The organism is Gramella sp. AN32, assembly GCF_023718305.1.
GTDB classification, from domain to species: domain Bacteria; phylum Bacteroidota; class Bacteroidia; order Flavobacteriales; family Flavobacteriaceae; genus Christiangramia; species Christiangramia antarctica.
In genome coordinates, this window is record NZ_QEYO01000003.1 from 59939 (window position 1) to 72162 (window position 12224).

Annotated in this window: 15 protein-coding genes; all 15 read right to left on the reverse strand. The window is 38.5% G+C overall.

The genetic code is table 11. From position 1 onward, the window contains the following. Positions 1-1245 (reverse strand): ABC transporter permease, encoded by a 1245-nt coding sequence (locus DHD80_RS04700; RefSeq protein WP_251739992.1) that lies wholly within the window; start codon positions 1243-1245, stop codon positions 1-3. After that, on the reverse strand, positions 1238-1939 hold the full coding sequence (locus tag DHD80_RS04705) for an ABC transporter ATP-binding protein (protein ID WP_251739993.1): 702 nt from the start codon (positions 1937-1939) through the stop codon (positions 1238-1240). Before DHD80_RS04705 ends, DHD80_RS04700 begins: the two co-directional genes overlap by 8 nt. A 238-nt stretch (positions 1940-2177) precedes the next feature. Then, positions 2178-2411 carry a hypothetical protein gene (locus DHD80_RS04710; RefSeq protein WP_251739994.1) on the reverse strand — a complete coding sequence of 78 codons (234 nt, stop codon included), beginning with the start codon at positions 2409-2411 and terminating at the stop codon, positions 2178-2180. 39 nt (positions 2412-2450) lie between these two features. Next, the gene (locus DHD80_RS04715) at positions 2451-2990 is read right to left on the reverse strand and encodes a DUF420 domain-containing protein (RefSeq protein WP_251739995.1); all 540 of its coding nucleotides are present in this window, start codon (positions 2988-2990) and stop codon (positions 2451-2453) included. Continuing rightward, complete coding sequence (locus tag DHD80_RS04720; protein ID WP_251739996.1) at positions 2987-3712, reverse strand: SCO family protein; 726 nt, start codon at positions 3710-3712, stop codon at positions 2987-2989. The genes DHD80_RS04715 and DHD80_RS04720 overlap by 4 nt, the downstream gene beginning before the upstream one ends. Next, the gene (locus tag DHD80_RS04725; protein ID WP_279346994.1) at positions 3712-4377 is read right to left on the reverse strand and encodes a hypothetical protein; all 666 of its coding nucleotides are present in this window, start codon (positions 4375-4377) and stop codon (positions 3712-3714) included. The genes DHD80_RS04720 and DHD80_RS04725 overlap by 1 nt, the downstream gene beginning before the upstream one ends. Positions 4378-4500: 123 nt before the next feature. After that, the gene (locus tag DHD80_RS04730; protein ID WP_251739997.1) at positions 4501-4863 is read right to left on the reverse strand and encodes a cytochrome C oxidase subunit IV family protein; all 363 of its coding nucleotides are present in this window, start codon (positions 4861-4863) and stop codon (positions 4501-4503) included. A 17-nt stretch (positions 4864-4880) separates the two neighbouring features. Continuing rightward, positions 4881-5861 carry a cytochrome c oxidase subunit 3 gene (locus tag DHD80_RS04735; RefSeq protein WP_251739998.1) on the reverse strand — a complete coding sequence of 327 codons (981 nt, stop codon included), beginning with the start codon at positions 5859-5861 and terminating at the stop codon, positions 4881-4883. A gap of 44 nt (positions 5862-5905) precedes the next feature. After that, positions 5906-6487 carry a cytochrome c oxidase subunit 3 gene (locus DHD80_RS04740; RefSeq protein ID WP_251739999.1) on the reverse strand — a complete coding sequence of 194 codons (582 nt, stop codon included), beginning with the start codon at positions 6485-6487 and terminating at the stop codon, positions 5906-5908. Beyond that, the gene (cyoE, locus tag DHD80_RS04745) at positions 6478-7380 is read right to left on the reverse strand and encodes a heme o synthase (protein ID WP_251740000.1); all 903 of its coding nucleotides are present in this window, start codon (positions 7378-7380) and stop codon (positions 6478-6480) included. Before cyoE ends, DHD80_RS04740 begins: the two co-directional genes overlap by 10 nt. A gap of 86 nt (positions 7381-7466) precedes the next feature. Further along, complete coding sequence (locus tag DHD80_RS04750; protein ID WP_251740001.1) at positions 7467-9647, reverse strand: gliding motility protein RemB; 2181 nt, start codon at positions 9645-9647, stop codon at positions 7467-7469. A 108-nt stretch (positions 9648-9755) separates the two neighbouring features. After that, a complete protein-coding gene (locus tag DHD80_RS04755) occupies positions 9756-10478 on the reverse strand; it encodes an energy transducer TonB (RefSeq protein WP_251740002.1) in 723 nt (240 codons plus the stop codon). Between the two features lie 98 nt (positions 10479-10576). Further along, positions 10577-11305: an energy transducer TonB gene (locus DHD80_RS04760; RefSeq protein ID WP_251740003.1), complete on the reverse strand. Its 729-nt coding sequence runs from the start codon at positions 11303-11305 to the stop codon at positions 10577-10579. Between the two features lie 136 nt (positions 11306-11441). Further along, positions 11442-11852 (reverse strand): VanZ family protein, encoded by a 411-nt coding sequence (locus tag DHD80_RS04765; protein WP_251740004.1) that lies wholly within the window; start codon positions 11850-11852, stop codon positions 11442-11444. After that, positions 11830-12210, reverse strand: a complete 381-nt coding sequence (gcvH, locus tag DHD80_RS04770; RefSeq protein ID WP_251740005.1) for a glycine cleavage system protein GcvH — start codon at positions 12208-12210, stop codon at positions 11830-11832. Before gcvH ends, DHD80_RS04765 begins: the two co-directional genes overlap by 23 nt. Between the last annotated feature and the right edge of the window lie 14 nt (positions 12211-12224).

The window sequence follows — 12224 nt, forward strand, 5'->3', positions numbered from 1 at the left end:
TTATTCGTCTCTTAATGCAACAATGGGTCTAATCCTGGCCGCCCTCCAGGCTGGAAAAAATCCGGCGACGGCTCCTGCCACCACCAAAATTAAAACTGTGGTTAAGGCTACGGAAAAATTTACCGTAGGATTACTTATATATTGAGTCTCTATCATGGGCCCTACAAATTCAAGAAGTGCCAGGCTGAAGATGAGGCCGAGAAAACCGGCAATCGCAGTTACAAAGATGGACTCGTGTAAAATCATCCCGATAATAGATAAAGGCTGAGCTCCTAAAGCTTTGCGAATTCCAATTTCCCGGGTGCGTTCTTTTACAATGATCAGCATAATATTGCTTACACCAACCACTCCTGCTATTATGGTACAAATTCCCACCCCCCAAAAGAATAACCGGATCATGGTTATAAGATCGAAAAAACGTTTCGCGTTTTCCAGGGAGTTATTGATCATGATAGCGCGATCATCATCTGGAGCTACGGTATGTGCCTCCTTCAGCATACTTCCCATTTCCTGGGTAAACTGATTACTGGCTGCCACCGCTTTATTAAAGTTATCTTCGGGCTTTAGGGTAACATACAAAGTTCCTATATCATTGCTTCCGCCGTAAACGCGCTGTGCCGTGGTAATAGGCAATACAAGTCTGGCCTCTTCACGTTCCCCGCCTGGATCTGTATAAACACCCACAACTTTAAAGTTGATCCCCCCCATTTCAATGTTTTCCCCTATAGGATCCTTTTCTTTAAAAAGATCTAATTTCACCCTATTTCCAATGACTACGGCTTTTTCCATATTATCAACATCGGTCTTATTGATGAATCTTCCGGTAGTAAGCGTCATGTTTTCTAAAAACTGATAATCGGGAAAAACGCCATTCATTCTATAAGTTCCGGTCTCCTTACCATAACTGGTGACCAGTTGCCATATTTGATAACTGGATGAAGACTGGTCTATCTTATCAGAATATTTTTTTAAGATATTTTCGTAATCCCTATTTTTTAACTGAATCCTGCGACCTGGATTCAAACCTTTATATTCTTTGGTAGTAACGTTTGAAAAGACAAAAATAAGATTGGAAGCATCCTGCTCGAATTCCTGGGAAATCCCATTTTTCATTCCTTCTCCAATTCCCAGTAGGATTACCAGAATAAAAATTCCTGATGCGACAGACAGGCCTGTTAAAAACGTTCGCAATTTATTTTTGCGGATCGTCTCAAAAATTTCTTCCCATCTATCAAGATCAAACATTTTCAGCAGCTCTAATTTGATTGACTAAAGAATCTTCGATGATCAACCCATCTTTCAGGTTTACGATACGTTTGGTCATTTGAGCAATATCATGCTCGTGGGTTACAACCAGGATAGTTCTTCCTTCATCATTAATTTGCTGGATCAAATCCATCACTTCATAAGACGTTTTAGTGTCTAAGGCTCCCGTAGGCTCATCGGCCAGTAATACTTTAGGATCACTCGCCAAAGCCCGGGCAATGGCCACACGTTGTTTCTGCCCTCCGGAAAGTTCGTTAGGTAAATGTCCTGCCCAATCTGCCAGTCCAACCTTTTCAAGATAAGACATGGCACGATCCATACGTTCGTTACGGGGATGACCCTGATAGTATAAGGGCAAGGCAACATTATCCAAAGCGGTTTTGTAACTGATCAGGTTAAAAGACTGAAAAATGAACCCCAGAAATTTATTGCGGTACTGTGCGGCGATCTTTTCATTTAGATTTTTAATCTGAACCCCATCTAATATATAGGAACCTTCATCAGCTTCATCTAACATCCCCAAAATATTGAGCAAAGTAGATTTACCGGAACCTGAAGAACCCATTATAGAAACAAGTTCGCCTTCCTGTACGCTGAAATTGATGCCTTTTAAAACATGAAGCTTATTAGCCCCGGTTTTATAGGATTTGTGAAGATTTGATATCTCGATCATGATTGATGAATTAGAAGTGATAAGCCTTCTAAGACATAAGACTCATGTAAATCGAAAAAGTTACATTTTCGACAGAGGAAAATAAAATTTTGTATATCCATAAAGCTTCCTAAATACATAAAGTTTAAGTCGGGACGCTTTCTTTTAGCCCTTCGACTGGGCTCGGGGAGACAAAAGCAACTTTTAGGCCTTCAGACAGATAGGCACTTAAAATTTTATAAAATAGACGAGGTAATTTTTAAGAACCTTTCTTTTTATCGCGGAGGGTTTTGAAGATAAAGTACCCAACTCCCCCAATTAGCAGGTATGGAAAAATCATTAAATAAATAATGCCATCATTAATTCCTTTAGCGGTGCTTTGATCTGTTTCACTTTCCAGGACGGCCCTACACATTGCGCATTGCGCTTCTGTAAACTGCGGGGTGAACAAAAGACCCAGAAAAAGGATCGCTATGTAAATTGATTTTTTCATTATTAAACTATAATTACAAATTTAAAAATTCCGCTTAAATTAATAATAAGGCAGCATGAACATAAATACCATTACCCCGGTAACTGCAACATACAACCAAATAGGAAAGGTCCATCGGGCAATTTTTCGATGTTTTTCGTATTGGCCACTTAAACCGCGATACATGGTGAAAAGAACCAAAGGAACAATGATCGCTGAAAGTACGATATGACTAATCAATATAAAAAAGTAAATATATCTTATAATTCCCTGTCCCCCATATGGTACCGGCTCATTACTAATCTTCGATAACACATAACTTACCAGAAAAACTACAGATAAACCAAAAGCAGCTATCATTGTATTCCTGTGCCTTACGATATATCCTGCCTGCATAAAAAAATATCCAAAAATCAAGAGACAAGCCGTCAAAAAATTAAGAATTCCATGGAAAATTGGAAACGTTAGTGGATCTGCCCCAAAAATATTATATCGTTCCGGCAACAACATTAGCACCAGTACAATTAATGGCACCGCGATGGACAAACCGATGATCACCGGAATCGCGATTTTATCAGATTCTTTTATAGATGCTTTCACAATATCTTTTTAATGTCTTCAATCAGGATATCAATTTGCGGCTTTTGTCCACCTTCCGCAACAGATATATTTCTTTCTAAGGAACCGCGATAAAACAAGATCACATTTCCAAACTGATCTTTCCTTGATCTTAAAAATCCATTCTTATCTACCAGGGCAAACATTCCCTGATGGGCAAAACCTCCGGGAACATTTTTATCTTCCCCCGCATAAATATTAAATCCCTGATTGGCCAAAGCATAAATTTTCTGTTTATCGCCGGTAAGAAAATTCCAGTTGGGATTATCTATCCCATAATTTTCAGCATATTCTGTAAGGACTTTAGGGGTATCATGTTCGGGGTCTATACTGATAGAAACAATCCCAAAATCTTCATTATTTTCAAATTCTTTTTCGATTTCCAATAAATTCTTATGCATAACCGGGCAAATGGTGGTGCAGGTGGTGAAAAAAAATTCGACCAGATAAACTTTTCCTTTATAATCCTGATTGGTGATCGTATCGCCATGCTGATTTACAAATTTGAAATCAGGGGCTTTTTTTGATTCACCGTTAATTTCCAAATAAGCCAGTTCTTCAGCATCATCATATTCTTTTTCACCCTGTATATTCAGCCTGTCTGCTTCAACAACTTCTTTATTTTTTATCCTCTCCAGAATTTTAGGAATGAATATGATCCCGAAAACAAGAATAACCAGTGAAATACCAATGTATTTTTTCATTAAATTTCCCTTTTATTATTTCTTTTTAACGCCAGCCTATATTCAGCTAAAATCACCTTTACGTCATCATTCATTTTATCGCTGAGTTCAGCGACATCACGCGAATCATAGCCATACAATTTCTCCTGGTCACCGTCATCATCCCGGCCGCGTAAATTTCCCTCCTTATCAATGATATAAACATATGGTGAATGTAATTTTGAATCCAGGTGATGTGAAGTCTTCAGACTCTCAAACACTTCTTTTACATTTTCTTCCGTACTATATACAATCTTCCACTTGGTGGATGCGGTAATCCTTTTAAATTCCTCTACAAAAGCTTCAGTTTCATCCTGGGCATCTTTGGGAAGGATCAGGACAAACTGGAAATCGTCAAAATCGTAATATTTCTCTAAGATTTTTTTATCGAGATTAAAGGTATTGCCCTTTATATTATTCAGATCTGAACCAAAAAAGGCAATTACACTTATTTTATCCTGAAAACTTACTGCAGAATCTGAAGCAGATTCAAAAGCATCGATGGATTGTACATTTTCAGTAAGGATAGGGAGTCTGGCAAAATTATTCTTTCCAGAAGCAAAAAACAAATAAGCAACGATGGGCAAAGCGAATAAGATTCCAAGAACCAGAAATTTCTTTATCTGTGTATTTCTTTGTGGGTTCATTGGGAAGCTTTAAATGTTTAGGCCGAATCTATTGTTTTCTTAGATAAAAAGCCTTTTACAAACGATTACAAAAATAAAAAGACGGTTTTACAAAACCGCCTTTTCCAATGCTTTTAACTTTTCCTAGAAGTCCCAAGCTACATGCCCGTTTTTATAAACATCATAGATGTAACCACCCTCAGTTAAAAGAATGAACATCAAATAACCAATTAGAAAGATTGCCGTCCAAACCACTGCCCTTCTCAGGCCTTTGGTTTCACCTTCCAGGTGCATAAAAGCCCAGGCAATATAATATGCCTTGTATAATGTTAGAATAATGAAGATCCAGTTAAGGAGCCTCATACCCAATAAATGATTGTGTGTAAGAATTTCAGGTTTAATGATCCCAAGAAAAACTTCTACGATGGTAACTACAGAAAGAATTCCGAATACCATCCAGATCCTTTTAGTGTTAGATTCGTGTACGTGTTCTGTTGAATGAGCCATAATAAATTATTTCAGAATTAAACCAAGTAAAAGAATGTAAATACGAATACCCAAACAAGATCTACAAAGTGCCAGTACAACCCCACTTTTTCAACCATTTCATAACTTCCCCTACGTTCATAAGTACCAATGATCACGTTGAAGAAAATAATAATATTGATGAGTACCCCGGAAAATACGTGGAAACCGTGAAATCCTGTAATAAAGAAAAAGAAATCTGCAAATAAAGGTGTGCCATATTCATTTTCGCTAAGGTTTGCACCCTCCACAGTTCCTATGGCATCTTTATTTAATTTCGCAAGGGATTCTTCCCTAGTCAAAATGGTTTTTTCCCCGTCTTCGGTTAATATTTGAGTTCTAAGCAGAAGATCCTCATTTGCCATAAATCCAGCTTTGATCTGCTCTAAATTATAGGTGGGTAAAGTCTCTCCCTGATCAAACCAAATCCCGGTATTGCTTTCATGTTCTACCCGATCCCTACCCATAGGAACAGCAACTTCAGAAAGAGCAACCCTTTCACCATCGGTATTTAAGACCTGAAGGATATTTCCCCCTTTGGTAGTGAGCGCACCATATTCCCCACTAATGAAATTCTTCCACTCCCAGGCCTGTGAACCTACGAAAACTGCACCCCCGATAATGGTTAGGAACATATAGATCGTAACCTTGGATTTATTCATATGATGACCGGCATCTACGGCCAGTACCATGGTTACAGATGAAAAAATAAGGATAAACGTCATTAATGCCACATAATACATCGGGGCATCAATACCATGCAAAAATGGGAAGTGAGTAAACACCTCATCTGCAATAGGCCAGGAGTCTATAAATTTGAAACGGGAAAAACCATAAGCGGCAAGGAATCCTGAAAAAGTCAACGCATCGGAAAGGATGAAAAACCACATCATCAATTTTCCGTAGCTGGCTCCCAGCGGTTGATTTCCGCCTCCCCAGGTTTTACCTTCAGTGCCTGTTCTAACAACAGTAGCCTCCATTAGAAGAATTTTAAGTTAAGGTTGCGCAAAAATACGCAATTTTATTATCTAAAGAAATATAAAAACAAAATCAGGAATATCCACAAAATATCTACAAAATGCCAGAAAGTCGCACCAAGCTCAAATCCAAGCATTTGCCCTGCATCATAACGCTGTTTAAAATGGTTATAAATTAACACAAGCAGCACGATCATCCCGGCGCCCAGGTGCACCATGTGTACAAGGACAAGAACATAAATAAAAGTTGCCGTAATACTACTCTCACTTCCGGTGAAAAAATATCCCTGCTCCATGATTTCAGCAAAACCATAAAATTGGAAAACTACAAAAAGAACTGCCAGCACAAAAGTCCCGATGAGAAAAGCTGTCGCATTCCTTTGATTACCTGAAAGTATACTCTTCTTAGATAAAATTAAAAAAATACTGCTAAAAATAATAGTGAGGGTGCTCCATAAAAATGAAGTTGGAAGTTCAAAATCTATCAACCAATCCGGTCGATTCTTACTCACCACATAAGCGCTGGTTAGCCCGGCAAAAGTCATCACCATACTTGCGATCCCGAACCAAAGCATCATTTTTTTCGATCTTGCGATCTTTATATTCTCAGTTTCCTGTGTTAAATCCATTCTCTAATAAATTTATCAGATACATAAACTATTTGTAAAAGCGTGATATAAGATACACTTGCAAACATCAATTTTTTTGCTGCCTCAGCTGTTTTTTCCTGGTAGAGCTTAAAAGCATAATACAGCATTCCCAATCCCAATAATAATATAATCACTCCTGAAACCGGCGTTAAATAAAGTCTTCCGGTAACCCCAAAAACCGGGATTAACGACACCAGGATTGTCCAAACCGTATACAAGATTACCTGTACCGCAGTCCCTTTGTTTCTCTTTCCGGTAGGCAGCATAAAAAACCCACCCTTTTTATAATCATCATATAACCACCAGCCAATTGCCCAAAAATGTGGAAACTGCCAGAAAAACTGGATCATAAATAAAGTTCCCGGCTCTATACTAAAATCATCTGTAGCAGCGACCCAACCCAGCATAAACGGAATCGCTCCCGGAATAGCCCCCACAAAAACTGAAAGCGGTGTTTTGGTCTTTAGAGGTGTATAGACACTTACGTATATAAAAATACTTATCGCTCCAAACATGGCCGTTTTCGGATTGATGATATATAAAACGATCAATCCTAAAATGGTGAAGAGACTTGCTATGGCAAATGCCGAATTTACCGACATCCTTCCTGCCGGAAGGGGCCGATTTTTCGTGCGATCCATCAAAGCATCCAGATCTCTTTCAATAATCTGGTTAAAAGCATTTGATGCGCCCACCATAAAATAACCTCCAACCGCAAGTAAAAGAACGACTACAAAATCAACAGTTTCAGCACCTAAAAAATAACCCGCAACCGAGGAAAAAACCACGCTAATAGCCAGCCTCATCTTGGTAATTTCCTTGAAATCAGTAAGAATTGAAACGCTGGGATTATGTACGCGTGTGGTGCTCAAAAAGCCTTTTTTTTAACTGGCGCAAAGATACCCCATAATTAGGTTTTAGCAAGGAGATGAGTCTGTTAAATTTGATAGCCTGGATTCTAGTAATCGAAATACCAATTGAAGATATCTGTACGTAATCCTACATTGATCCAGGACGTAGAATTTTTAAATGTATTTATCGTATTCGCCTGCGGATTAAAATCCCTGAAAATAAAACTGGCGAACAACTTTAAATTAGTGGTAGGGTTCACAATATAACCCGCCTCCAGTTCCGTGTAAAATGAAGTGGTTGTATTTCCCTGCCCTATTTCCACACCATTTTCAAGTGCGCGATCATCTTCGGTACGATAAATATCCTGCCCAAAATTTGTTTTATCTCCCGTGTTCTCAAAATCGAATCCACGCTTCCCATAAATGATCTTCGCATTTCCATAATATCGATCCCAGCGATAACGGGCAATTCCAATAAATTCCCGAAAATTTGCCCCCCATAAATGCGCCATAGACTGGTTGTTATGACCATAATTCAGCACAAAGGAATTATGAGAATAGGTATAGGGGCGAACCTGATTATATTCAGCCTGTAAATACAGGTTTTTTACTTTAAATGCATCAAAATATTTCGCCCCTATCTGGAATCCCAGTTTATTCTTCCAGCTTCCTTCCCCGCCGAAAATATCTCCGGAAGAAAACTCATCGATGAGCCATTGGCCATACACATAGCCCTGATTGCTTAATTTATATTTTCCGGTAAGCCCAATAATGGCATTACCGCCATCAGCCCCTGTACTAAATTCGATCGCCCGGTAAAAGATTACCGGATTCAAATAATTCAAATCAAAACCGCGATCATTATCATTTTCCCACACTACCGATTCAAAAAAACCAAGGTTCAGTCTTTTGGTCACATTGTAGCTCAAATAATGGTTAGCCATATATTTGGTCCTGTAAGAACCACTATTGGTCACCTCAGGTCTCACGTCCCGCAAAGACATCCAGGTATTGGTGTATTTTAATTTCCAGAAAGTGGTATTTAGTTTAAGATAAGGATAGGGCGAGGCATTATCGCTCACGATCAAACTGCGATAACCATCACCTATAAAATTATTTCCGTGACCAAACTGAATGTTTAAAAAATCTGAAGGCGTAAAAGACAAATAACCTTCAGCCACAGGATAATCGTAGCCATCATTCATAAAAGTCTTGGCGATCCCACGACCGGGAATAATTGCAGGATCACCGCCGGCAGGACGAATCGATTCCGCATAACGATTATAATAATTGGCAAAGCGGCCTTGGTTTTCATAAATTACTGAATAAAAATTCAGATTTTTACCCAACCCCCCCTGAATGATGGCAGCACGGGTATTATTGTAGGTAAAACTATGTTTGTTATCATTAAAATCCTTGCCCAACTGAAGGTCAAAACCCGCATCCAAAGTGAACCAATATTTATCGGTTTGAAATCTAATTAAATGTTCATTCCATAATTTACGCCCACCCCAGGATCTTCTGTCCTGCAATAAAGCATCACGATGTGCTTCAAAATTGTAATACTTATTTACTTCACTGAACAATAATGGTTTTGAAGCAGCATGTGTATTGGTTCCTATTCTATTGAATTCCGCATCAAAACGACCATAGAATTCATGAGAAAGTGGAATATTGATTTCACTGGTATAACGCGGACTGGTAAATTTTTCAGACTTGATAAGGTCATATTCTGAAATGGGTTTATCTACATAATTATCATCAGGTTGTTTTTTAATACCTGGTTTTTTAACCTCTTTTACTTTCTCTTTCTGAACATCATTTTCCGAAGCAGCAATAATGGCTTTCTCTTCCGCAGCAATTTCTTCTAATATGGGCTGATTATTATTTAACGGAATGCGCAGAGGCATCTTAAACTGCATATGCATGGGCCGCCCACTATAGGTAGCAGGTTTAATGATGGGCAGATCCTGAAAAACACGAATCATTTCATTTTTAAGTTCATCAAATTCAGCATCCTGATAGACGATCATGAACTTTCCTTCTTCATCAACTTCAAAAATGACGGTTTGAGTGCCGCGATAATTTTCCGAAGAGACAATTTCAGGCAACTGAAATTTTTCTAAAATAAGGCTTGTAAAGTTGCGTTTAAAGCAATTCTCCTGTAATTCTTCCTGTATTCCGGCACATTCAGGAAATTGGGGATAAGTTTCAATAAAGCTATTATCGTCCTGAGCAGAAACGAAAATGGAGGTTAAGAAAAGGGGAAGAAGTAAAAAATACTTCATGGGCTAAAATCTGTTATTTTAGAAGCCTAATATACAGTTTTTCCAAAAGAGAAAGCTATAAAATAAAAAATCCCGGCATTGCCGGGATTTTAAATATATATGAGTTGATTAATCCTGAACTCTAAAGGTAATTGGTAAAGAGTACATTACCCCTACCGGCTTACCACGTTGCTTACCGGGTTGCATCTTCGGAAGTCCATTAATTACCCGAACCGCTTCATCTTTAAGACGAGGGTGCGGTGCACGGGCCTGGATTTGACCAATATTACCTTTTTCATCAATCCTAAATTGAACGATTACACGGTTGATCCCGCTTAATCCAAGTTCAGAACCCAGTTCTGTATCAAATTCTTTTTGAACGAATTTTGTGATTGCTTCCTGCATACAAGCCTTACGCGCGTTGTTATTGGTTAGTTTCTCACATCCAGGGAAAATTGGCACCTGTTCAATAACAGCAAAAGGAACATCGGCCACCTCTTCTTCAACAGGGGCTTCCACAACTTCTTTTACTTCAATAATCTCATCAAGAGTAGTTTCCGTAGATTCGATCACATCTTCTTCTATTTCTTCATCGTCTTCTACAACCTCAATAATTTCCGGAGCCGGTGGTGGAGGTGGAGGTGGTGGAGGCTGATTCTGCATTTCAGTAATCGGCACATCTTCCTCATCCAGTTGATCCATATTAACCTGACCTATGTCAATATCATCTTTTTCATACGTTTTCCATTCAATCGCCTGCCAGGTGATTAAAAGAACTAAAATAAGACCAAGTTGCAGAAACAGCACACTGTTTCTATTGAGATCAGCCTTAGGATTTTTCTTTGGTTCCATGATGCTTTTATATATTAAGGTTTGCTAAAATAAAGATTTTTTCTAAAAAACTATATGAATATAGGATAATAACTTAAAAATACCTGATGTTTCTTAGATCAATTACGAACTTTAAAACGAATGGGGATGCTATAAGAGACCGGGACAGGTTTTCCCCTTTGTTTTCCGGGCTTCATATCCGGGATCAAATTGATCACCCGTTCTGCTTCCTTTTGTAATTCCGGATGTGGCGCCCTCACCTGGATCTTTTCTAGTTTTCCGTATTTATTCACCACGAAACTACAATAAACGGTGGTAATTCCTTCTAATCCCAATTTTTCCCCAAGGGAAGTATCAAAGTTCTTATTGATAAATTGTCCTAACCTGGAATTCATACAGGATTTTCGTTCTTTATTATCGTCCAGATCATCACAGCCCGGATATATGGGAACGTCTTCGATTAATCGAAAAGGAACCACAATATCCTCATCTGGAATTTTAGCCTCGGTAATATCTTTATACTCCGGAATATCAATTTTCTTAGGTGCTTCCGTAGATTTTAGTGTTTCTGAAGGTTCCGGAGTTTCATCATCTATGATTTTGAAATCTACGGGGTCGGGAATCTCAATTTTTAAAGGCGGGGGAGTTTCACTCTTTAAAACTATGAGAGGCGGGGTTTCTTCTTCAGATATTTTTGGCTCTTTTACTTTCTGTACCTGCATTGCAGGAATTGATGTGGTCCAGTTGATTACCTGGTAGGTAGTGAAAAGTACAATAATGAGTCCTATTTGAAAAAATAGCATCCATCTACGCCGAAGATCGGCTTTCGGGTTTTTCTTGGGTTTCATAATAAAAAAGATTAATAAGGTTACAAGGCAATAGAAAATTTGGATAAATTTCATATTGCCCCTCACCCGGAACTGGAAGGCCAGTTCCGACCTCTCCCAAGGGAGAGGTGGCAGATCCACCGATGATTTATTTAAATTAAATCCCCTGCTTTCTCCAGCTTTCGATCTTTGGCGCCAAAAACCAAAAGATAAGCACAGCAAGGATTACACCAGTGCTATTCGCGACAATATCCCACCAATCGGGTGTGCGATAACTGGTTAGGGTTCCTTGTAAAACCTCAATTAACATACCAAAAAGAAAACAGCCCAACCCAACCCAAAGTAGATTAGACTTATAAGAAGAAGAATTGTCCTTTTTTATAATGAAAAATATTTTCCAGAAAAGTACCAAAAACAAATATGCCCCGGCATGGAGCATTTTGTCTGTAGGATTAAAATCACCTAGATGCACTCTAAAATTCATTCGAATTAAAGAAAACCATGTAAGCGTCATGGTATAGGCAAAGGCAATAAAAAATAAAATTCTAGCTCCCAACAATTTCTGCATAAGCTTCAGCAGAGAGCAAATCGTCTACCTGAGATGGATCACTCATTTTAATTTTGATCATCCAACCGTCTACATAAGGATTAGAGTTTACTTTCTCCGGTTCATCTTCAAGACTTTCGTTAAATTCAATGATCTCCCCTGAAAGTGGCATAAATAGATCTGATACCGTTTTTACTGCTTCCACAGTTCCAAAAACCTCTTCCCTGTCTAATTTTTCATCCAGCGTTTCAACCTCAACATAAACGATATCTCCCAGCTCTCCCTGGGCAAAATCTGTAATCCCAATCGTGGCGACATCGCCATCAATTTTAACCCATTCGTGGTCTTTAGTGTATTTTAATTCTTGTGGAATATTCATGGTCTTCTTTTAAA